The sequence below is a fragment of the Streptomyces sp. NPDC005566 genome, assembly GCF_040605575.1.
GTDB lineage: Bacteria > Actinomycetota > Actinomycetes > Streptomycetales > Streptomycetaceae > Streptomyces.
Map to the genome: position 1 here is coordinate 253,123 of NZ_JBEXDB010000012.1, position 18,829 is coordinate 271,951.

An 18,829-nucleotide genomic window follows, 5' to 3' on the forward strand; every position below is an offset into this window, starting at 1 on the left:
CATGTCCGAGGCAGAGTTCAGTGCGAGCGGAGTCAGGATCGAGCGGTGGCCCCGTTCCCTGACCCTGGCCGGTCAGGTCGTCGTCAAGGACGGTCGGCTGGCCCTGCTGACCAGTACCGGCCGGGAGATCGACAGTGCCCCGGTGAGCACGGTGAGCGCGGGCAAGCGGTGGTTCCTGGCGGCGGACTCCGCGGTCGCGCGGGTCAACGGAGTGCGCTACCGGCTGACCATGGGGCAGCGCAACCGCAGGCCCGGCGGGGCCGCTCCGTTGCGCAGGTTCCTGGAGGTGCTGCGCCGCGCGGGCGGGCGGCGGACCTGACGCAACGGTTCCGTACGGACACCGCGAGTTGCGGACCCCAACCCCCTGAGTCACGCTGTTCACACGTCACTGATGGTGTACCGGCGGTGACCGCGCAAGCCGCTCCGCCGGATGCCTCAGGGCGGACCACGCACGACCAGACCAGAAACAGCAGCGAGCCACACTGCTGGATCCGTTCCTTCGTCTTCTTCCGGACCTATTTCGGGGAGTCGCAGCCGTGATCAGCGAGCCAAGCAGGCACTGCGCGGTGGAGCTCCAGGCCCTGCCGTCGCGGATCGGTCAGGTCCGCAGAATCATTTCGGCGCAACTGCGCTACTGGCATCTCGATCCTCTGATCGACCAGGCAGCGCTCGGCGTCACCGAACTGCTGACCAATGTCCACCGGCATGCACAGCCGGACAAATCATGCACCGTCGAGATCGAGCTGCTGCTCGACCGTCTCACGGTCTCCGTCCACGACCACGACCCACGGCTGCCGACCGTGTGCGACGCCGATTCGTCCGCCACTTCGGGGCGCGGACTGGCGATGATCGCCGCAGTCAGCGAGAGCTGGGGAGTACGACCGACCGACGACACGGGCAAGGTCGTCTGGTTCACCCTTCCGGCCCCGTCCTTCGCCACCGCGCTGGCCCCTCTTCCGGTGTACGGGTCGACGACCGACGGTCCTTTCGGCTCCGGACGGGACACCCTCGTGGAGCCCACCGCACAGACCCGGGCCCGGTCGGCCGTCGTCGGCTGACCGGGCAGGGGGCGAGTGCGCCACGCCCTCGGTGCGACGGTGCGCGCCACTCCGTGACGATCGCGCGGAGCACGTCGAGTCGTGCGGCGCGCCGTGCCGGGCGCCGGCCGGCCTGTGCCCCCGCGGCGAGCCCGACCAGGGCCACGACCAGCAGCTTCAGCGGCGGCAGGGCGTAGACGAACGCCGTGTCGCCGGTGCCCTCCGACGCCTTGACGAGTACCCGGCCGAGGAGAGCACCGAGCAGCAGGCCGCCTGCGGTGCCGAACGCGGAGGCCGGCACCGACTCCCGGCGCACGCGCACCATGCTCCGAAGCCGGCTTTCTGGGTCTGTCCGAACGCCCTCAACAGGCCCAGTTCATCTGTGCGTTCAAGGACGGCCAGGGTGAGGGTGTTGGCGATGCGCTCACTCCGGCAGAGGCCCTGACCTGGGTGTCGCCGGCGCCGTGGACCTTCACGGCGTCGGCGAGCCGGGCGGCTGCGGTGCTACCGGTGGTGGTGTCGGCGGCGGTCATGCCGGTCCGTCCTTGTCGAAGCGTCCGAAGGGTTCGTCCAGGACGGAGAGGCGGCGCCAGTACTCGTCCTCGTCGATCTCACCTGCGGCGAACCGCCTGCCGAGGAGGTCGATCGGCGAGTGCTCGCCGGTGCTGCCCCGACGGACGCCGTGGGACTGCCACGGGCCGCGGCGACCGCGCCAGACCGTGCGGCGCAGCAGGGTGACGACGCCGATGACGACGGCCGCCCAGATGATCGGGAAGAGGAGGATCCAGGGTCCGGGTCCGCCGGAGTGGGCCAGGGTGTTCATCTCCGTCAGCTCCCTCGGTCAGAGGTTCGTTCGCGTTCTTCTGTCGCTTACGAGCCTGTGTCCAGGAGGGGGTCCGGGGCGTCGTACGGCCGACGGCAGTACGCGTACACCCGTGGGAGTACGTGGCGCGCACACGTCTGCTCCGGGCGTCGGCCACGGCCCCGTAGCGGGGTTGTCGCCACGGCACCCGCCGTGGATCCGCGCCGCTGGGAGCTGCTCCACCTCACCCTCTGGGAGCAGGAGCCGGCCGCGGCCCCGGTGACCGCTTCGAGGTGCTGCACGTGTCGGCGCCGGAACGCGACCGGCTGAGTCGGTGCGGGCACGGGTGCCCCGGTCCGCACCCGGGTGGAACAGGCCCTCGGAAAGGACCTGTTCCACTCCGTCCTTGTCACCGCCCCGCCGTGCGCCTTCGCGTTCGCCGCCCCGCGGGAGGGCACCCGTCCCTGATCAGGTGAGGGCGGCCAGCGGGTCGTCGAGCACGGGCTGCCAGGCCAGCTCGGCGGCGCCCACCAGGCTGTTGTGGGCCAGCGTGCAGGACAGGATCGGCACGCTGCCGCTGCGTCCCCACAGGCTGCGGTCGGCGACGACCGCCCGGAGCCGTTCGGGGTCGGCTTCGAGGAGGTCGCGGTGCAGTCCGCCGAGGATGATGCGGTCGGGGTTGAGGATGTTGACGAGCCCGGCCAGGCCCAGGCCGAGACGGTCGATCAGTTCCTCGGCCGCGGTCCGTACGCGGGGGTCGGCGTACTCCGTGCGCAGCAGGTCGCCGGCCTGCTTGAGGAGCGACTCCTCGGGACCGGGTTCCCGGCGCGCCGCGGTGAGGAAGGCGAGGGGGTCCGTCTCGACGTCCAGGCAGCCGCGTCCGCCGCAGTGGCAGGGCCGTCCCTCGGGGTTCACCGTGAGATGTCCCACTTCCAGGGCGAGTCCCGAACTCCCGCTGTGCAGGCGCCCGTCCAGGACGAGCGCACCGCCCACGCCGCGGTGTCCGGTGGCCACGCAGAGCAGGTGCTGGGCACCACGTCCTGCGCCGTGCCGGTGCTCGGCGAGGGCGGTGAGGTTGACGTCGTTGCCGGTGAACGCCGGTCCGGTGATACCGGCCGCGCGCACGCAGGCGGTGAAGATCTCCCGGACGGGGGCACCCGGGGGCCAGGCGATGTGCAGCGGGTTGAGGGCGGTGCCCTCGGGTTCGGCGACGGCGGAGGGTACGGCGAGCCCGGCTCCGACGCAGCGCAGTCCGCTGTCCCGCAGCAGCCGGGCGCCGGCTTCGACGACCTCGCCGAGTACCTGGGCGGGATCGGCCATGACCGCCACGCAGCCGGGTGCGGTGGCGACGATCCTGCCGCCGAGCCCGACGAGCGCGGCCCGGAAGCCGTCGGAGTGGACCTGCGCGGCGAGTGCGACCGGCCCGCTGTCCCTGACGGCCAGCCGGTGCGAGGGGCGGCCCTGCGAACCGGCGGCGGAGCCGGGGCTGGAGTCGACCCGGATGAGCCCGAGCGCCTCCAGTTCCGCGGCCACCGCTCCCGCGGTGGCCCGGGTGACACCGAGTTCGGACGTCAGCACGGCACGCGTGGGCGCGCGGCCTGTGTGGACCAGCTCCAGCGCGGGTCCCAGGGCGCTGCGGCCTCTCTCCAACTTCTGCCGGGTGGTGGTCGACTTCCCGTTCATGGGGGCGAGTCTCCCATGATCCGGAGCCGCCGCCGACGCCCGTATGCCGCACATCGTTCACCGGGCCGTCACGGGGTTCGCCATGTTGCGCACGGGGTCCGCCCGGCCCTATGCTGAGTTTGTGCCGCAACTAAACAAACTGCGGACGGCCCTACCGGGGGGACTTGGCGGAGACACCGCCCCACCCCCGTCGGCCCGCCTCCGTACCGCGCTGACCGTGTTCTTCGCCCTCGACGGGTTCCTCTTCGCCGGCTGGGTGGTCCGTATCCCGGCCATCAAGCACCAGACCGGAGCCTCCCCCTCCACCCTCGGACTCGCCCTGCTGGGCGTCTCCGCGGGTGCGGTGATCACCATGATGCTCACCGGCAGGCTCTGCCGGCGCTACGGAAGCCATGCCGTCACCGTGGTCTGCGGAGTACTGCTCTCCCTGAGCATCGCCCTTCCCGCGCAGACGCATTCGGTCCTCGCTCTCGGGCTGGTCCTGTTGCTGTTCGGAGCCGCTTACGGCGGCATGAACGTGGCGGCGAACAGCGCGGCCGTCGATCTGGTCACCGCCATGCGCCGCCCGGTGATGCCGAGCTTCCACGCCGCCTTCAGCCTCGGCGGCATGGCCGGCGCCGGGCTCGGCGGACTGGTCGCGGGTGGCCTGTCGCCCTCGACGCACCTGTTCGCCCTCACCGGAATCGGGCTGCTCGTCACTGCCGTCACCGGCCCGGTCCTGCTGCGCCACCGGCCGGCCACCGGCGTCACCACCCCGAAGCAGGGGGCTGCCCGCGTACAGGGGCGCCCGCAGCGCATGGACCGCCGCGCCCGCCGGATCGTCATCCTTTTCGGCGTCATCGCGCTCTGCACGGCGTACGGCGAGGGTGCGCTGGCCGAGTGGGGCGCGCTGCACCTGACCCAGGACCTGCACGCCGACCCGGGGCCCGCCGCAGCCGGATACTCCCTGTTCGCCCTGACCATGGCCATCGGCCGGCTCACCGGCACCACGCTCCTCGAACGGTACGGACAGACCCGCACGCTGGTGGTCGGCGGAACGACGGCCGCGGCAGGAATGCTGCTCGGAGCCCTCGCCCCCACCCTCTGGCTCGCCCTGCTCGGATTCGCCGTGACCGGCCTCGGCCTGGCCAACATCTTCCCCGTCGCGGTCGGCCGGGCGGGCGCGCTGGCCGGTCCCAGCGGAGTGGCTGCCGCGTCGACGCTCGGCTACGGCGGGATGCTGCTGGGGCCGCCGGTGATCGGCTTCCTGGCCGACTGGTTCTCCCTGCCCGTGGCGCTCACGACGGTGACGCTGCTCGCCGCGACCGCGGCGCTGCTGGGGTTCGGCGCACGCCGCGTAACGCACACATGAGCGATTGAGTAGCCGTACTCAGGCACGGACGGCTCCCCCGGCGCACGATGGAGACATCAACCGACGACGGGAGCGGACATGAGTCACCAGCTGATAACCAAGCGGCAGCTTCGCGCACTGGCACGTCTGACCTTCGGCAACGCGGCGTCGCTGATCTACCTCGGCCTCGTCCTCGCGACCACGGTCTTCGTGGCGGTGGACACTCTGTTCGTGGCTCACGAGGATGCGTCGTTCGCCGGGGTCTGGGTGTTCTTCCTCGCAGCTCCGACCGTCTTCGTCTTCCTCCTCGGCAGCTCCGTCGTCGGCGCCGACACGGGCGGTCCGGCCTGGTTCGTCTACCTTGCCCTCGTCGTGTCCGTCCTCGTGCAGGCCTGCGCCCTCGGCTGGTTCGCACGGCTGGTTCGCCGTGGCGGCCGGAGCCGCTCCGTCCACCCCCAGGGCGCCTGACCCACCTGGCACAATCTCAGCCGTGGAGACAACCGAGCACATAGCGTCCCTCGCCCGGGAAGGCCGTCTGCTGGCCGGGGCCGCCGGCGAGGCAGGCCCGGACGCACCGGTTCCGACCTGCCCGGGCTGGCAGGTGCGCGATCTGCTGAGGCACACCGGCATGGTGCACCGCTGGGCGACCGCGTTCGTGACCGAGGGCCACCGGACGTACGTCCCGGACGGTGGCGAGCCCGACCTGGACGGCGACGAGCTGCTCGACTGGTTCACGGAAGGGCACGCGCTGCTGGTGGAAGCACTGCGCACCGCGCCCGCCGACCTCGACTGCTGGGCCTTCCTGCCCGCGCCGTCCCCGCTGGCCTTCTGGGCGCGCAGGCAGGCGCACGAGACGAGGATCCACCGCGTGGACGCCGAATCGGCGCGCGGCGGAGCACTGACACCGGTGGCTGCGCCCTACGCCGTCGACGGCATCGACGAACTACTGACCGGCTTCCACGCCCGCCCCAGGAGCCGGGTGCGTACCGGCACACCCCTCACCATGCGGCTGCGTGCGCTGGACGCGGACGTGGTGTGGACGGTGCGGCTGTCCGCCGAACCGCCGCTGACGGTGCGTGGCGTCGCCGGGGAAGCGGAGCAGGCGGAGCAGGCGGACTGCGAGGTGAGCGGAACCGCCTCGGAGCTTTGCCTGGCCCTGTGGAACCGTCTGCCGCTCTCGTCCCTCGTGGCGAGCGGGGACAAGGAGGTCGCTGCGCTGTGGACCGGGAACTCCGGAGTCAACTGGTCGTGAACGGTCCGGCCGCCCCGGGACCAGAGGGGTCGTGAACGGTCCGGCAGCCCCGGGCCGGGCGGTACCGCTCAGCCCTGGGGCTCGCCCAGCATCCGGGAGAGCACCGCGCGCTGCAGCGGTCTGACCTCCGCGTGGCGGGTCCGGCCTTTCTCCGTCAGCTCGACCCGTACGCCGCGACGGTCCTCGCTGCACATCCCGCGGCGGACCAGCCCGTCCCGCTCCAGCCGGGCGACCAGGCGGGACAGCGCACTCTGGCTGAGATGGACCTGGGAGGCGAGCTCCTGTACGCGGTAAGCAGCACCGCCGTCGTAGGCCGCGCTCTCCGCGAGGACGTCCAGCACCTCGAAGTCGCTGGCCCCCAGGCCGTGCTGATGAAGTGCGCGATCGAGCTCGGAGAGGGTCCTCGCGTGCAGCGCCAGCAGAGCCCGCCACTCGTCGACGAGCACCCGGTCCGACGTGTTCGCTGCCATGTCCGCACGCTAGCAGAGCGCAAGGAGGTCGTTGCATCAGAAACTATATGCACGCGCATGGAATGGCGGAGCCGTAGCCGCCGAGGGCTCCTTGCCGTCGGCCACCACTCCTGTGACACTTCGGACATGGGGCGACGCACTCAGGCGGACCGGGACGCGATGACGGTCGAGATCGGCTTCGCGCTGGTGAGCGGAGCCCTGGTGGCCGCTGCCACCTTCGGCGGGATCTTCCTCCCTACTCTTTTCCTCGACCTGACACCCACGGGTGAGCGCGTCCTGTTCCGCATCGGCGCCCTGCTCGGGGCCTTGACGTTCGTCGTCCGCGTGGTGCACGTGCTGTGGCGCTTTCCGCGGGCGTCGCATGAGCAGCGTGTGCCGTCCGCTCAGCCGAGCCAGCCGGGCCGCACGAGCCCCGACTCGTAGGCGAGCACGACGAGCTGGGCCCGGTCCCGGGCACCCAGTTTCACCATCGCGCGGCTCACATGCGTCTTGGCGGTCAGCGGACTGACGACGAGCCTGCGGGCGATCTCCTCGTTGGAGAGCCCGATTCCGACGAGGGCCATCACCTCCCGTTCCCGCTCGGTCAGTTCGTCCAGGGCCGTCGCCGCCGCGGGCTCCTTGGACCGGGCGGCGAACTCGGCGATCAGCCGGCGCGTCACTCCGGGCGAGAGCAGGGCGTCTCCGCCCACCACCGCCCGTACCGCCCGCAGTAGTTCCTCGGGTTCGGTGTCCTTGACCAGAAAGCCGGAGGCCCCGGAGCGGATCGCCTCGAACACGTACTCGTCCAGCTCGAAGGTGGTGAGCATGACCACCTTCACCTCGTTCAGCGCGGGGTCGCCGGTGATGGCTCGCGTCGCCGCGAGGCCGTCCAGGTGCGGCATGCGGATGTCCATGAGCACCGTGTCGGGCCGCAGTTCGCGTACCAGGCGTACCGCTTCCGCACCGTCGGCCGCCTCTCCCGCCACCTCGATGTCGGGCTGGGCGTCCAACAGGGCCCGGAAGCCCGCCCGGACGAGCAACTGGTCGTCGGCGAGCAGTACGCGGATCACGATGTCTCCTCCGTGGGCCGGGCCGGATCCTGTGAGTCGGACGGTAGGGGGAGCTGGGCCCGCACGCGGAAGCCGCCGCCGGACCGTGGCCCCGCGTCGATCGTGCCACCCAGCGCGGCGGCCCGCTCCCGCATGCCGATGAGACCGTTGCCGCTGCCCCCGGCGTCGCCGCCGGTCGCGGGTCCCTCGTCATCGATACGGAGCCGAATGCCCTCGCTCCCGTAGGCGATCCGGACCTCGGCACTGCGCGACCCGGAGTGCCGCACCACGTTCGTGAGCGCCTCCTGCACGATGCGGAAGGCCGCGAGATCGGTGCCGGGCGGGACCTTGCCCGCCGGACCATCCGTCTCGACCGTGACGGTGAGGCCCGCAGCGGCTGCCTGCTCGACGAGTTCGGGGAGCCGGTCCAGTCCCGGGGCAGGGGTGCGCGGGGCGTCGCCCGGGGTGCGCAGGTTGTCGAGGACCTGACGTACCTCGCCCAGTGCTTCCTTGCTCGCCGACTTGATGGTGGTGAGCGCGGCGCGGGCCTGTTCCGGATCCGAGTCGAGCAGCGCGAGTCCGACACCGGCTTGGACGTTGATGACGGAAATGCTGTGGGCGAGGACGTCGTGGAGTTCACGGGCCATGCGGAGCCTCTCCTCGTCGGCCCGCCGCTTCTCGGCCGCCGCGCGCTGCGCCCTGGCAGCGGCCCACTGCTCGCGACGTACCCGCAACAGCTCTGCGGCGGCGACGATCGCCACCACCCAGGCGGTGACGAAGGCCTCCTGCCCCCAGGGGGCGGAGTCGTCCCCGTCCGGTGGCAGCCACCGGTACAGCCAGTGCGCCATCAGCACATGGCCTGCCCACAGCGCGCCGAGGGACCACCAGGCGGCCTTGCGGTGCCCCGAGACGATCGCGCTGAAACAGCCCACGGCAACGGTGAGGAAGACCGGGCCGTAGGGATACCCCAGTCCGAGGTAGACGAGTGTCGCCGCCGACGTCCCGGCGACGGCCACCACCGGGTGCCGGTGCCGTACGAGCAGTACGGCGACGGCGGCGAACAGCAGCAGCCGTGCGAGGAGGTCGACCGGTTGACGGTCCTGGCCCTGCGCCGCGAAGTTGGTGCCCGCCATCACGAACACGCCGAGCGCCACGGTCGACGGCCACGGCAGCCGTGCGGCGTACCGTGCCCGGACTCCGGACAGCCATCGCGGCGGCCCCTCGTCCCAGGGACCGCCCGGTCCCCGGTGGGGGGCCGCGCTTCTGTGCGCTCGCTGCTCGTCCATACCGGCAACGCTAGACGGACGGCCCCCTGCCGGGCGTCAGCCGGGCGTGGTGACCACATGTACTCCCTGTGGAGTACCCGGACGGGCGGGCCGGCGCCTGCGGGTCCCGCCCTGCGATCGCGGGGGCCTGCACGTCCCGCCCTGCGTCGGCGGGTGCCTCAGGACCCCGCGCTGCCCGCCCGCCCGGCGGCGGTGGCCGGGCCGTCCAGGAGGCCCACCGCGCGGGCGAGGTCGTGGGCGCCACGGCGGAACAGCAGGTCCGGCGCTTCGACGACCCGGTTGAACTGGCCGAAGACCTCGAAGGAGATCAGGCCGAAGAGCTGGGCCCACGCCGGGACGAGCGCGGCGACGACACCGGGCGGGAGGTCGGGGGCGAGGTCGGCAGCCATGCGTTCGGCCTCGGGGCGCAGCTCGCCTGCCAGCGGCGGGACGGCCAGACCGTCATCGAGGAAGGCTTCACGGACGAGCCCGATGAGGACGAGGCCCATACGCGACGCGGGGCCGACCGTGTCCTGCGGGGCGGTGTAGCCGGGGACGGGCGATCCGTAGATCAGTGCGTACTCATGGGGATGGGCGAGGGCCCACTCCCGTACCGCACGGGCGACGGTCGTCCAGCGGGCGGTGTGAGGTCCGGTGGAGCCGCCGGGCGTCGCGCGAGCCGCCTCGGCGGTCTCGCCGACCGCGCCGTACGCGTCGATGATGAGCGCGGTGAGGAGATCGTCGCGGCTGGGGAAGTAGCGGTAGAGCGCGGAGGAGACCATGCCCAGCTCGCGTGCGACGGCGCGAAGGGAGAGCTTCGCCGCGCCGTCCGCGGCAAGCTGTCTCCTCGCCTCGTCCTTGATGGCGGCGGTGACCTCGATGCGAGCTCGTTCCCTGGCTCCTCGGATGGTGCTCATGGCCTCATTCTGACATGGAACGGATCACTGACCAATAACGAGAGCAATGCTCTTGCTTTGGAGCACCCATTGCGTGCACACTGATCTCAAGAGAGAGCAGCGCTCACGCTTGCGAAGGGGATCTCATGTCCGCACACGTTCGGAAGCCCGGCTGGTTCACCGTCAACATCCTCAACCGGACGGTCACCTGGATCACCCGGCGCGGCATCAGCGTCTGGGGATCCCGCGTCCTGGCGGTCCGCGGCCGCAAGAGCGGCGAGTGGCGCCGCACCCCGGTCAACCTCCTGACCGTGGACGGGCAGCAGTACCTGGTGGCGCCCCGCGGCCACGTGCAGTGGACGCACAACATGCGGGCAGCGGGCGGCGGCGAGCTCCACCTGGGGAAGAAGAGCACGGCCTTCACCGCCACCGAGGTTCCTGACGACGAGAAGCCCGACCTGCTGCGCGCCTACCTCAAGCGCTGGAAGGCGGAAGTCGGGGTGTTCTTCAACGGCGTCGGCCCGGACTCGTCCACCGAAGAACTGCGCCGCATCGCCCCCGACCACCCGGTCTTCCGGATCACGGTCGAAGGCTGAGCGGTCGAGGGCTGAGCGGTCGAGGGCTGAGCAGTCGAGGGCTGAGCAGCTGAAGCACCCTCAGCGAGCCGTAGCTCCCCTGCGAAGGGAAGCGCCTCAGGGAGCCGAGGCACCCCCCGTGAACCGGATACCTCAGCGAACCGCGGAATCCTCGGAGACGGACGCCGCCTGCTCCCGGAGCTCCCTGCGGTCCATCGCCGACAGCGCCCGCTGTGCCATCGGGTGCGAGCGCACCAGCTCGGCCAGTGACGTCGACCCCCGGGCGACGCCGGCGAACGCGGTCCAGGCCGGGCGGAATCCCGTCAGCACCGCGTGGAGAACTCCCGGGCGCCGCTCGAACAGTTTGAGCATGCGCCGGCCGACGCCCATCTCGACGCCCAGCCCTGCCTTGATCGCGAACGCGTAGTTGAGGGCCTGGCGCCTGGCATCGACCGCGTCGTGCGCCTCAGCGATCCGTACCGCCCACTCACCGGCGAGCCGTCCGGAGCGCAGGGCGAACGAGATGCCTTCCCTGGTCCACGGTTCGAGCAGCCCGGCCGCGTCTCCGCAGACCACCACCCTCCCGCGGGAGAGGGGCGAATCGTCGCTGCGGCAGCGGGTCAGGTGACCTGAGGAGATCTTCGGCTCGAACCCGGCAAGCCCCAGCCGCCCGATGAAGTCCTCCAGGTACCGCTTGGTGCCCGCGCCGTCGCCGCGTGCCGAGATCACCCCGACGGTCAGCGTGTCCCCCTTCGGGAAGACCCAGCCGTAACTTCCTGGCATCGGTCCCCAGTCGATGAGCACCCGCCCCGCCCAGTCCTCCGCGACCGTCTCCGGAACCGGGATCTCCGCCTCGAGGCCGAGGTCCACCTGGTCGAGCTTCACCCCGACGTGCGCCCCTATGCGGCCCGCGCTGCCGTCCGCGCCGACGACCGCCCGCGCGAGAACCGTCTCCCCGTCGGACAGCACGACGGCGACCGTGCGCCGGTCGGGCACCGCGGAGCCGTGCTGCTCCACGCGGGTCACCGCCGTACCGGTGCGAAGCTCGGCGCCCGCCTTCTGCGCCTCCTCCACCAGTCCGGCATCGAACTCCGGACGGTTGATCAGCCCGAAGAGCATGCGCTTGGACCTGCGGGTGCGCGACAGCTTCCCGTTGAGCGAGAAGGTGACCGCGTACACACGGTCCCTGAGGGGCAGTTCGAACCCCGGGGGCAGGGAATCCCGCGAGAATCCGATGATTCCGCCGCCGCACGTCTTGTAGCGGGGAATCTCCGCCTTCTCCAGCAACAGCACCCGACGGCCTGCGACGGCTGCCGCATACGCCGCGGAAGCCCCGGCCGGACCCGCACCGACCACGACGACGTCCCATACCGACGACGACTCTTCCGGCTCACGTCCGGCGTCTGCGTTCTCGCTGCTCACGATGTGGTTCTGCTCCCGATCCCGACCAGTGGCCCCAGCTGCTCACGGCATCCTACGGCGCGTTGCGGCCGAGCCCCGCTGTGGGAGGATCAGCCATGATTTCGTCGTACACGCAACGTCGCACCCACGGCGTCGCCCACCGTGGCGCACACACCGCGCCATAGACCTAACGTCGTACCCACCAGGAGCGTGCCCATGACCGCCCGTCCGATTTCCGAGACCGTTGCCTCGCTGATGTCCCGCGCGAAGGCGGAGCTGACCGAGCTGGTGGCTTTCCGGTCGGTGGCGGATCCCGCACAGTTCCCGAAGAGTGAGTGCGACGCGGCGGCCGACTGGGTCGCCGAGGCGCTGCGGGCCGAGGACTTCCAGGACGTCGCCCTGCTCGACACCCCGGACGGAACCCGCTCCGTGTACGGCTTCCTGCCCGGACCGGCCGACGCGCCGACCGTGCTGCTGTACGCGCACTACGACGTCCAGCCGCCGCTGGACGAGTCCGCCTGGATCTCGCCTCCGTTCGAGCTGACCGAACGGGACGGCCGCTGGTTCGGCCGGGGCGCCGCGGACTGCAAGGGCGGCTTCATCATGCATCTGCTCGCGCTCCGCGCCCTCAAGGCGAACGGGGGCGTGCCCGTCTCCGTCAAGGTGATCGCGGAGGGCTCGGAGGAGCAGGGGACGGGAGGCCTCGAACAGTACGCCGAGGCACACCCGGAACTGCTCGCCGCCGACACGATCGTCATCGGTGACACCGGGAACTTCCGGGTCGGTCTGCCTACCGTCACCTCGACGCTGCGCGGTATGACCATGCTGCGGGTGCAGGTGGACACCCTCGAAGGGAACCTGCACTCCGGGCAGTTCGGCGGTGCGGCCCCGGACGCGCTGGCCGCGTTGATCCAGCTGCTGGCCTCGCTGCGCGCCGAGGACGGCACGACGACGGTCGACGGGCTGGCGTCGGACGCCGAGTGGGACGGACTGCAGTACCCGGAGGGCGAGTTCCGCAAAGACGCCAAGGTGCTCGACGGCGTGGAACTGATCGGTACGGGTTCGGTCGCCGACCGGATCTGGGCGCGGCCCGCGGTGACCGTCATCGGCATCGACTGCCCGCCGGTGGTGGGTGCCACACCGTCGCTGCAGGCGAGCGCCCGGGCTCAGGTCAGCCTGCGGGTGCCCCCGGGCCAGGACGCCGCGGAGGCGACGAAGCTGCTGACCGCCCATCTCGAGTCGCACGCCCCCTGGGGTGCGCGGGTCTCGGTCGAACTGGTCGGCCAGGGCCAGGCGTTCCGCGCCGACACCACCAGCCCGGCGTACACCTCCATGGCGGAGGCCATGCGGGCCGCCTACCCGGGCGAGGAGATGCAGTCGTCCGGCATGGGCGGCTCGATCCCGCTCTGCAACACCCTGGCCGGGCTGTACCCCGAGGCAGAGATCCTCTTGATCGGGCTGAGCGAACCCGAGGCCCAGATCCATGCGGTGAACGAGAGCGTGTCCCCTCAGGAGCTCGAGCGCCTCTCCGTCGCCGAGGCGCTGTTCCTGCGCAACTACGCGGAGTCGAAGAAGGCCTGAGGGAGCGGGCCGTGAGCACCCGTCGCCCGGACCGATTTCCCGGGCGACGATCCCCTCGACCGGTGCCGGTACCGGTGGGCCGAGGGTCGGACCGGCCTCTCAGCCCACCGGCACACCGGCCTCCAGGTTGAGCACGGTGGACCGTTCGCGGGCCCTCAGCGCCCAGCGCAGCCGCTCGAAGCGGGTGGGCGGGAGCATGACGGCCGCTTCCTCCTCGGTGACGAAGCGCCAGCCGCGCAGCTCCGAACCGGGCAGCAGGAGCTGTGCGGCGTCCTCGCCGCTCAGGCGCCCGCCGTCGAACAGGAAGCGCAGCCCTCCGTATCCGGGGGGTCTGGGCGCCTCCCAGTCGACCAACAGGAGTTTCGGTACGGTGCCGAGGCGGAGCCCGAGCTCCTCGGCGACTTCCCGTATCCCGGCTTCCGCCGGAGCCTCGCCCGGCTCCACCACCCCGCCGGGGAACTCCCAGCCCGGCTTGTAGGTCGGGTCGACGAGCAGGAAGCGGTCCTGTTCGTCGAAGAGCAGGACCCCGGAGGCGACGGTTTCCGCACGCGGCTCGGGGGTCTGCACGATCTCGCACTCGCGGGCGTCCCCGGTGCGTACGGCTTCGGCTATCCGCTCGGCCGTCTCGTACGGGGTGAGGGCGCTGGTGTCGATCGTGTGGGCGTCCGCGGTGATCCACTCGAGCGCCGCCCGGTAGGGCTCGATGTGTTCGTAGGCCCACTGCCGGATCCGCTCGCTGTGCTCGGGGTCGTCGGCGAACTCCTCCCGGTCGGCGATCCGTCTCCGCAGGATCGTTTCCTCAGGTGAGAGCAGTACATGACGCACCGGAATGCGCCGGGCGGCAAGTCCGCCGAAGATCTCGTCGCGGTACTCCTGCCTCAGCAGCGTCATGGGCACCACGAGCACCCCGGACAGCTCGGCGAGCAGAGCGGCGGCCGTGTCGACCACCAGTCGGCGCCAGATCGCCAGGTCCTGGAAATCGGTCACTTCGGCGAGCGTCTTCTGGGGCAGCAGGTGGCGCAGTCCCCCGCCGATCAGTTCGGGGTCGTAGAAGGTGCTGTTCGGGATCAGATCGATCAGTTCGCACGCGGCACTCGTTTTACCCGCACTGAACGCACCGTTGATCCAGACGATCACGGGTCCCCCTCTTCCGTAGCCCCCTGTGGCTTGCCCGCAACACCCCGCTGCGGAAACCCGCCCGGGCGACGCTGTTGCACGGAGTCGGCAACCGGCGCGTGCCGGAGGGCGCCCCACTGAACGAGCCCGGCCGCCGTCGCGACCGTAACGGCGGGCGGCCGGACGTCGTTGGAGCGATCAGCACGGCAATGACGAGGGGGTGTGCGGTGCGCCGTACGGTACTCGAGCAGTTTCCCGCGGGGGGACCGCGGGGCAGCCGGCCCGCCGAGGAGTTCGCTGCCGCCCGACGCTGCGAGGGCATGGCCGCCGAGGTCGTGATGGACCTGGAGCGGGACGCGTTCCTGGTGGTCGTACCGCAGCAGGCGACGGACCGGGGCTGTTGAGCCGGACGCGGGGCGCCCGGCTCAACAGGCCGCTACTGGGCGGCGACGGCCCGTACCCCGTTCACCCCTCCGGGACGGACCGTCGATGCGGCGGCTGCCGCGCCCACGAGTCCTGCGTCGGTGCCCATCACCGCGGGGGCGACCGTCAGCTGCTGGACGAAGGACAGGGTGGCGTAGTCGCGCAGGTACCTGCGCAGCGGCGCGAAGAGCACCTCACCTGCACCGGCCACTCCCCCGCCGATGACCGCGATGTCGATCTCGGCCAGCGTGGCGGTGGCGGCGATTCCGGCGGCCAGCGCCTGGGCGGCCCGCTCGTACGAGGCGACGGCGACCGGGTCGCCGGCCCGCGCGGCGGCGGCCACCGCGGCTGCCGTGGCATCGCCGTCCGGGCCGGGGAGCCAGCCGTTCTCCAGGGCGCGCCGCGCGATGTTCGGCCCGCTGGCAAGGCGTTCGACACAGCCGCGCGCACCGCACGGGCAGAGATCGCCGTCCAGGTCGACGCTGATGTGACCGATGTGTCCGGCGTTGCCCGAGGGCCCCGGGTGCAGCTTCCCGCCGAGCACGAGACCGCCGCCGACGCCCGTGGAGACGACCATGCAGAGCGCGTTGTCGTAGCCGCGGGCCGCGCCCAGCCAGTGCTCGGCCGCCGTCATCGCGACGCCGTCGCCGACCAGCGCGACGGCGAGTCCGCCCGTTGCCGCACCGACCCGCTCCACCAGCGGGAAGCCACGCCAGGCCGGGACGTTGACGGGGCTGACCGTGCCGGCCGAGGCGTCGACCGGCCCTGCGCTGCCGATGCCGACCGCGCTCACCCTGTTCCAGAGCGTGGAGGCCCTGAGCTCGGACAGGACCTCGCTCACCGCGCCCATGACCGTCTCGGCGTCCTCACGTGCGGGTGTCGGCCGCTGCGCCCGCAGGAGGAGGGTTCCGCCGCCGTCCACCAACGCGCCGGCGATCTTGGTGCCGCCGATGTCGAGCGCTACGACGAGGTCGGTATGCATCGGTGTGGTCTCTCCGGATGGGTGAGGAGCGGACGAAGGTGCGGACCTGCGACTTCCGTACGTGGTCTGCATAGTCTCCATTCTGTTGACAACGTTGTCCAGGGCCTATGCTCGACGCCACAGGCTCCGAGCCCTCCCCAGCACCGCCCGTGGGGCGCCGCCGGAACCTCCCGCACCCGACGACAGGACAGCGCACCGTGGCCGAGACCACCCGTCATTCCGAGTCCCGCTACGGCAATCGGCCCACGATGAAGGACGTGGCGGCCCGTGCCGGAGTGGGCCTCAAGACGGTATCCCGGGTGGTGAACAGCGAACCCGGCGTCACTCCCGACACGGAGCGCCGCGTCCAGGAGGCGATCGAGGCCCTCGGCTTCCGCCGCAACGACAGTGCGCGTGTGCTGCGCAAGGGCCGCACGGCATCCATCGGCCTCGTCCTGGAGGATCTCGCCGACCCGTTCTACGGCCCCCTGAGCCGCGCGGTGGAGGAAGTGGCACGTGCCCATGGTGCGCTGCTGATCAACGGTTCCAGCGCCGAGGACCCGGAGCGCGAGCAGGAGCTCGTGCTCGCCCTCTGCGCCCGTCGCGTCGACGGCCTCATCGTGATTCCCGCCGGTGACGACCACCGGTACCTGGAGCCCGAGATACAGGCGGGTATCGCCACCGTGTTCGTGGACCGCCCGGCGGGCCGGGTCGATGCCGACATGGTCCTCTCGGACAGCTTCGGCGGCGCGCGCGAAGGCGTCGGCCACCTGCTCGCGCACGGCCACCGCAGGATCGGCTTCATCGGCGACCAGCCGCGCATCCACACGGCGACGGAACGACTGCGCGGTTACCACGCGGCCATGACCGACGCAGGGATCACGGTCGAGGACTCCTGGGTCTCCCTCGGCTCCACCGATCCGGAGCGGGTCGGGGCTGCCGCACGGACCATGCTCTCGGGTCCCGAGCCGGTCACCGCCCTGTTCGCGGGCAACAACCGTGTGACGGTCACCGCCGTGCGCGTCCTCGCGGAGTACGAACGCCGGATCGCCCTGGTCGGCTTCGACGACATCGAGCTGGCCGACCTGCTCGGCATCACGGTGATCTCCCAGGACGCCGCGGCGGTGGGCCGCACCGCCGCGGAGCACCTCTTCCGCCGCCTCGACGGAGCCGATCACCCCCCGGTGCGGGTGGAGCTCCCGACGAGGCTCATCCCTCGCGGCTCGGGCGAACTGCCGCCCGCCTGAAGCAGCCGGGCGGGGCCCCCGGCTACGGCGTCGTGACCGTCAGTCCGCCGCGCCGGGGCGAGGCGAAGGCGTCCAGGTCCGCGCGGGTGAGGCCGGTGAGCCGGGCCACCTCCGCGGTGTCCAGGGCTCCGCAGTCGATGCCGCGCAGCAGGTAGCCGCTGAGCGCCTTCGCGGTGGCCGGCTCGTCCATGACGTCGCCGCCCGCCTTGGCGACGTACGCGGCGAGGCGGGACGCGGCCTGCTCGAGACCCTCCCGGTAGAACGCGTAGACGGCCGCGTAGCGGGTCGGCAGGTGGCCCGGGTGCATGTCCCAGCCCTGGTAGTAGGCGCGGGCGAGAGCACGCCGGGTGAGGCCGTAGTGGAGGCGCCAGGCCTCGTGGACCTGGTGCGTGGGGCCGACGGGGAGCACGTTGGTGGAGCCGTCGCACACGCGCACGCCGGTACCCGCGGCGGCCACCTGCATGACGGCCTTGGCGTGATCGGCGGCCGGGTGGTCGCTCGCCTGGTAGGCGGGGCTGACCCCGACGCACGCGCTGTAGTCGAAGGTGCCGTAGTGCAGGCCCGTCGCGCGCCCCCGCGCGGCGTCGATCATGCGGGCCACGGCTGCGGTGCCGTCCGCGGCGAGGATGGACTGGCTCGTCTCGATCTGGATCTCGAAACCGAGACGGCCCGCGGGCAGCCCGTGAGCCTGCTCGAAGGCTTCGAGCAGGCGGACGAAGGCGGTGACCTGTTCGGGGTACGTCACCTTCGGCAGCGTCAGTACGAGCCCGTCGGGGAGGCCGCCTGCCCGCATCAGTCCGGTGAGGAAGATGTCCGTGGTGCGGATCCCGCGGTCGCGCACCCCGGCTTCCATGCACTTCATGCGGATGCCCATGTACGGGGCGGCGGTCCCGTCCCTGTACGCCTCGGACACCAGCCGGGCCACGCGGGCGGCGGCCTCGTCCTCCTCCGCGTCCGGGCGGGGCCCGTAGCCGTCCTCGAAGTCGATGCGCAGGTCCTCCACGGGCTCGCGCTCCAGCTTGGCGCGTACGCGGTCGTGGACGGGCCCCGCGAGCTCCTGCGGGATGCCCAGGACCCCGGCGAGTGCGGCGGCGTCGGCGGCGTGTTCGTCGAGGGCCTCGAGCGCCTGATCGCCCCAGGACCGGATGGTGCCGGCGGTGAAGGTGTCGGCGGGGACGTACACGGTGTGGACCGGCTGGCGCGTGCCCGGGTCTCCCGGGTAGCGGCGGGCGAGTTCGGCGTCCACCGCTGCGAGGGAGGCGCTGATCTCCTCACCCACCGCGTCGGCGAGGCTCGTTGCCACCTTCTCCTGCTGGCCCATGACCGTACCCTCCACACTCTCGCAGTTTCCGCTTCCCGGAAACACTCATCCGCATAGTGAAGTTATAAGCCTGCCTGCCTTGCGTCAATGGTGATCGCAAACGGTCCGGGGCCGCGCGGTGAAGAACTCCGCGCGGCCCCGGACCGTCGAACAGGTACTGCTTCTCGCGGGTCAGCCCTTGCGGGACTTGACCTCGTCGGTGAGCTGGGGGACGACGGCGAAGAGGTCGCCGACGACGCCGTAGTCGACGAGGTCGAAGATCGGGGCTTCGGAGTCCTTGTTGATCGCGACGATCGTCTTCGAGGTCTGCATGCCGGCGCGGTGCTGGATCGCGCCGGAGATGCCCGAGGCGATGTACAGCTGCGGGGAGACGGACTTGCCGGTCTGGCCGACCTGGTTGGTGTGCGGGTACCAGCCGGCGTCGACGGCGGCGCGGGAGGC

At 71.6% G+C, this 18,829-nt stretch carries 22 protein-coding genes and 2 pseudogenes; 11 read left to right on the forward strand and 13 right to left on the reverse strand.

All coding sequences use genetic code 11. The features are described 5' to 3' along the window. Position 1 precedes the first annotated feature (1 nt). Both ABZS61_RS20760 and ABZS61_RS20765 read left to right on the forward strand, forming a co-directional pair. Positions 2-319, forward strand: coding sequence for a hypothetical protein (locus ABZS61_RS20760; protein ID WP_356423032.1), 318 nt, complete (start codon positions 2-4; stop codon positions 317-319). Between the two features lie 217 nt (positions 320-536). Further along, entirely contained in the window at positions 537-1,058 is a 522-nt protein-coding gene (locus ABZS61_RS20765; protein ID WP_356423035.1) for an ATP-binding protein, read from the forward strand. A gap of 49 nt (positions 1,059-1,107) precedes the next feature. Here ABZS61_RS20765 and ABZS61_RS20770 read toward each other — a convergent pair. From ABZS61_RS20770 to ABZS61_RS20780, 3 genes and pseudogenes are all read right to left on the reverse strand, one after another. Then, positions 1,108-1,457, reverse strand: a pseudogene (locus ABZS61_RS20770) (FtsX-like permease family protein); the annotation flags it as partial. Then, entirely contained in the window at positions 1,400-1,570 is a 171-nt protein-coding gene (locus ABZS61_RS20775) for a hypothetical protein (protein ID WP_356423038.1), read from the reverse strand. The gene ABZS61_RS20775 and the pseudogene ABZS61_RS20770, both read right to left, overlap by 58 nt. Continuing rightward, complete coding sequence (locus tag ABZS61_RS20780) at positions 1,567-1,860, reverse strand: SHOCT domain-containing protein (protein ID WP_356423040.1); 294 nt, start codon at positions 1,858-1,860, stop codon at positions 1,567-1,569. Before ABZS61_RS20780 ends, ABZS61_RS20775 begins: the two co-directional genes overlap by 4 nt. A 168-nt stretch (positions 1,861-2,028) precedes the next feature. Between ABZS61_RS20780 and ABZS61_RS20785 the strand changes: the two are divergent. After that, a pseudogene (locus ABZS61_RS20785) lies at positions 2,029-2,168 on the forward strand (DUF4865 family protein); the annotation flags it as partial. 139 nt (positions 2,169-2,307) lie between these two features. On the opposite strand, the gene ABZS61_RS20790 reads toward ABZS61_RS20785, so the two are convergent. Beyond that, the gene (locus tag ABZS61_RS20790; protein WP_356423043.1) at positions 2,308-3,522 is read right to left on the reverse strand and encodes an ROK family protein; all 1,215 of its coding nucleotides are present in this window, start codon (positions 3,520-3,522) and stop codon (positions 2,308-2,310) included. Positions 3,523-3,643: 121 nt separating this feature from the next. Here ABZS61_RS20790 and ABZS61_RS20795 point away from each other — a divergent pair, with 121 nt between their 5' ends. The 3 genes from ABZS61_RS20795 to ABZS61_RS20805 all read left to right on the forward strand — a co-directional run bounded on the left by ABZS61_RS20795 (position 3,644) and on the right by ABZS61_RS20805 (position 6,104). Then, positions 3,644-4,873: an MFS transporter gene (locus ABZS61_RS20795; protein WP_356423046.1), complete on the forward strand. Its 1,230-nt coding sequence runs from the start codon at positions 3,644-3,646 to the stop codon at positions 4,871-4,873. Positions 4,874-4,951: 78 nt separating this feature from the next. Continuing rightward, positions 4,952-5,320, forward strand: coding sequence for a hypothetical protein (locus ABZS61_RS20800; protein WP_356423049.1), 369 nt, complete (start codon positions 4,952-4,954; stop codon positions 5,318-5,320). A gap of 22 nt (positions 5,321-5,342) precedes the next feature. Continuing rightward, entirely contained in the window at positions 5,343-6,104 is a 762-nt protein-coding gene (locus ABZS61_RS20805; RefSeq protein WP_356423053.1) for a maleylpyruvate isomerase family mycothiol-dependent enzyme, read from the forward strand. A gap of 68 nt (positions 6,105-6,172) precedes the next feature. Here the strand turns inward: ABZS61_RS20805 and ABZS61_RS20810 are convergent, their stop codons facing one another. Next, positions 6,173-6,574 (reverse strand): MarR family transcriptional regulator, encoded by a 402-nt coding sequence (locus tag ABZS61_RS20810; protein WP_356423056.1) that lies wholly within the window; start codon positions 6,572-6,574, stop codon positions 6,173-6,175. 126 nt (positions 6,575-6,700) lie between these two features. Here ABZS61_RS20810 and ABZS61_RS20815 point away from each other — a divergent pair, with 126 nt between their 5' ends. Then, positions 6,701-6,997 (forward strand): DUF6332 family protein, encoded by a 297-nt coding sequence (locus ABZS61_RS20815; RefSeq protein ID WP_356423059.1) that lies wholly within the window; start codon positions 6,701-6,703, stop codon positions 6,995-6,997. On the opposite strand, the gene ABZS61_RS20820 is transcribed toward ABZS61_RS20815, so the two are convergent. The 3 genes from ABZS61_RS20820 to ABZS61_RS20830 all read right to left on the reverse strand — a co-directional run bounded on the left by ABZS61_RS20820 (position 6,958) and on the right by ABZS61_RS20830 (position 9,784). Continuing rightward, a complete protein-coding gene (locus ABZS61_RS20820; RefSeq protein ID WP_356423062.1) occupies positions 6,958-7,623 on the reverse strand; it encodes a response regulator transcription factor in 666 nt (221 codons plus the stop codon). The two genes, ABZS61_RS20815 and ABZS61_RS20820, sit on opposite strands and share 40 nt — an antisense overlap. Further along, on the reverse strand, positions 7,620-8,888 hold the full coding sequence (locus ABZS61_RS20825) for a sensor histidine kinase (RefSeq protein WP_356423065.1): 1,269 nt from the start codon (positions 8,886-8,888) through the stop codon (positions 7,620-7,622). Before ABZS61_RS20825 ends, ABZS61_RS20820 begins: the two co-directional genes overlap by 4 nt. Positions 8,889-9,046: 158 nt before the next feature. Beyond that, positions 9,047-9,784 carry a TetR/AcrR family transcriptional regulator gene (locus ABZS61_RS20830; protein ID WP_356423069.1) on the reverse strand — a complete coding sequence of 246 codons (738 nt, stop codon included), beginning with the start codon at positions 9,782-9,784 and terminating at the stop codon, positions 9,047-9,049. Positions 9,785-9,909: 125 nt separating this feature from the next. Between ABZS61_RS20830 and ABZS61_RS20835 the strand changes: the two genes are divergently transcribed. Continuing rightward, positions 9,910-10,359: a nitroreductase family deazaflavin-dependent oxidoreductase gene (locus ABZS61_RS20835; protein ID WP_356423071.1), complete on the forward strand. Its 450-nt coding sequence runs from the start codon at positions 9,910-9,912 to the stop codon at positions 10,357-10,359. 132 nt (positions 10,360-10,491) lie between these two features. Here ABZS61_RS20835 and ABZS61_RS20840 read toward each other — a convergent pair whose 3' ends face one another. Further along, a complete protein-coding gene (locus ABZS61_RS20840) occupies positions 10,492-11,760 on the reverse strand; it encodes a geranylgeranyl reductase family protein (protein ID WP_356423074.1) in 1,269 nt (422 codons plus the stop codon). Positions 11,761-11,955: 195 nt separating this feature from the next. On the opposite strand from ABZS61_RS20840, the gene ABZS61_RS20845 reads away from it, so the two are divergent. Beyond that, positions 11,956-13,320, forward strand: coding sequence for a dipeptidase (locus tag ABZS61_RS20845; RefSeq protein ID WP_356423077.1), 1,365 nt, complete (start codon positions 11,956-11,958; stop codon positions 13,318-13,320). A 99-nt stretch (positions 13,321-13,419) separates the two neighbouring features. Here the strand turns inward: ABZS61_RS20845 and ABZS61_RS20850 are convergent, their stop codons facing one another. Further along, positions 13,420-14,457, reverse strand: a complete 1,038-nt coding sequence (locus ABZS61_RS20850; protein WP_356423080.1) for an NUDIX hydrolase — start codon at positions 14,455-14,457, stop codon at positions 13,420-13,422. 206 nt (positions 14,458-14,663) lie between these two features. Here ABZS61_RS20850 and ABZS61_RS20855 point away from each other — a divergent pair, with 206 nt between their 5' ends. Then, complete coding sequence (locus ABZS61_RS20855) at positions 14,664-14,840, forward strand: hypothetical protein (protein ID WP_356423083.1); 177 nt, start codon at positions 14,664-14,666, stop codon at positions 14,838-14,840. A gap of 32 nt (positions 14,841-14,872) precedes the next feature. Here the strand turns inward: ABZS61_RS20855 and ABZS61_RS20860 are convergent, their stop codons facing one another. Next, positions 14,873-15,841: an ROK family protein gene (locus ABZS61_RS20860; RefSeq protein ID WP_356423086.1), complete on the reverse strand. Its 969-nt coding sequence runs from the start codon at positions 15,839-15,841 to the stop codon at positions 14,873-14,875. Between the two features lie 197 nt (positions 15,842-16,038). Here ABZS61_RS20860 and ABZS61_RS20865 point away from each other — a divergent pair, with 197 nt between their 5' ends. Continuing rightward, positions 16,039-17,067, forward strand: a complete 1,029-nt coding sequence (locus ABZS61_RS20865; protein WP_351181925.1) for a LacI family DNA-binding transcriptional regulator — start codon at positions 16,039-16,041, stop codon at positions 17,065-17,067. A 22-nt stretch (positions 17,068-17,089) separates the two neighbouring features. On the opposite strand, the gene ABZS61_RS20870 is transcribed toward ABZS61_RS20865, so the two are convergent. Then, positions 17,090-18,388, reverse strand: a complete 1,299-nt coding sequence (locus tag ABZS61_RS20870; protein ID WP_356423090.1) for an aldolase — start codon at positions 18,386-18,388, stop codon at positions 17,090-17,092. A 171-nt stretch (positions 18,389-18,559) separates the two neighbouring features. Next, positions 18,560-18,829 (reverse strand): electron transfer flavoprotein subunit alpha/FixB family protein (locus tag ABZS61_RS20875; RefSeq protein ID WP_356423093.1); only part of this gene is annotated, 270 nt, incomplete at its 5' end.